Source organism: Amycolatopsis sp. SID8362, from assembly GCF_010550475.1.
Lineage (GTDB): Bacteria > Actinomycetota > Actinomycetes > Mycobacteriales > Pseudonocardiaceae > Amycolatopsis > Amycolatopsis eburnea.
Genome location: NZ_JAAGNB010000767.1, coordinates 1 through 1,975 on the forward strand (window position 1 = coordinate 1; position 1,975 = coordinate 1,975).

Genomic DNA, 1,975 nt, shown 5'->3' on the forward strand with positions numbered 1-1,975 from the left:
TGGCTCGCCGACCACGTCGTCGGCGGGACCGTCCTGTTCCCCGGCGCCGCGTTCCTCGAACTGGCGATCCGCGCCGGCGACGAGGTCGGCTGCGGCGTCGTCGAAGACCTCACGCTCGCGGCGCCGCTGGTGCTGCCGGAGCGCGACGCCGTCGTCGTGCAGCTGGCGGTGAGCGGGCCGGACGACGCAGGGCGCCGTGAGCTGACCCTGTCCTCCCGGACCGAAGGCGCGCTGGACCCGGGTTGGACGCGCAACGCGACCGGGGTCGTCGCCCCGGGGGAGCGGGTCGCGGACTTCGACACCGCCGTGTGGCCGCCCGAGGGCGCGGCCGAAGTGGACTTGGCCGGGTTCTACGAGCGCTCCGCGGAGGCCGGGTTCGCCTACGGCCCGGTGTTCCGGGGCCTGACCCGGGCCTGGCTGCGGGACGGCGAGGTGTTCGCCGAGGTGACGTTGCCGGAAGCGGACGCGTTCGGCGTCCACCCGGCGCTGCTGGACGCGGTGCTGCACGCGGTGTCCTTTGTGGACCTCGGCGAGGGTGGGCGGCTGCCGTTCTCGTGGCAGGGGGTTTCCCTGCACGCCGCGGGCGCCACGACGGTCCGGGCCCGGCTCGCCGCCGACGGTCCCGAGTCGGTGTCGCTGGCGGTGACCGACCGCTCCGGCGCACCCGTGCTTTCGGTGGGGTCGCTGGCCTTGCGGGTCGCGGAGGTCGCCGGTGGTGCGGGCGTCGATTCGCTGTCCCGGCTGGCCTGGCTCCCGGTGCCGGTGCCCGCCGCGGAGCCGCACAGCTGGGCCGTGCTCGGCGACGGGGCCGGACTCGTGGCCGGGCTCGAAGCTGCCGGCCGTCCGGTGCTGACCGCAGCCGGCCTCGACGACTGCGCCGGCGCGGACACCGTGGTCGTCCCGGTGGCCGGGGCTGGGCCGGTGCCCGGAGCGGTTCGCCGGGTGACGGCTGAGGTGCTGGACATCCTGCAGACCGCGCTCGGCGACGACCGTTTCGCGGGCACGCGCTTCGTGTTCGCGACCTGGAACGCGATCGCGGCGGGCGACGACGATCTGGTCGGTGACGTGGCAGCGGCCGCGGTGTGGGGGCTGGTGCGCTCGGCGCAGTCGGAGAACCCCGGCCGCTTCGTACTGGCGGACCTGGGCGGTGCTGCCGAAACCGCCACCTCCGTCGCGCTTCTGGCGGCCGCGGTGGCGACCGGTGAACCCCAACTCGTCATCCGGGGCGGCGAAGTCCGCGTCGCGCGGCTGGCTCCGGTGCCCGCGCCACCGGAGACCACCGCGCCCGGCTGGGACCCCGACGGCACTGTCCTGGTCACCGGCGGCACCGGCGGGCTGGGCGCGCTGTTCGCCCGGCACCTGGTCGCCGAGCACGGCTTCCGGCACCTCGTGCTGGCCAGCCGCAGCGGTGCCGCCGCGGCCGGGGCCGCCGAACTGGTCGCGGAACTGACCGCGCATGGTGCCGAGGTCACTGTCGAGGCCTGCGACGTCGCCGATCGCGACGCCGTCGCGGCTCTACTGGCCGGGCTCGCCCGCCCGCTGACCGCAGTCGTGCACACCGCCGGGGTCCTCGACGACGGGGTGATCGGTTCCCTGACGCGGGAGCGGCTCGACACGGTCTTCGCACCGAAGGTCGACGCCGCCTGGCACCTGCACGAACTGACTGCCGACCTGGCCGGGTTCGTGCTGTTCTCCTCGGTCGCCGGCGTGATCGGCGCGGCGGGGCAGGGGAACTACGCCGCCGCCAACACCTTCCTCGACGCCGTCGCGCAGCACCGGCGGGCGCGGGGGCTGGCGGCGACGTCGCTGGCCTGGGGTGCCTGGGACACCGGCATGACCGGGACGCTGACCGAAGCCGACCGGACGCGGATGGCCCGGTCGGGCCTGCCGCCGTTGTCGGCCGAGCAGGGCGTCGGGCTGTTCGACGTCGCCGTCGGGCTCGGCGACGCCGCGCTCGTCCCGGCGCGCGTGGACC

General features: G+C 75.9%; 1 protein-coding gene. It reads left to right on the plus strand.

Going from position 1 to position 1,975, the window contains the following annotated elements:
- Positions 1-1,975: type I polyketide synthase (locus tag G3I65_RS23590; RefSeq protein WP_160698033.1), on the plus strand; the 1,975-nt coding region annotated here is incomplete at both ends.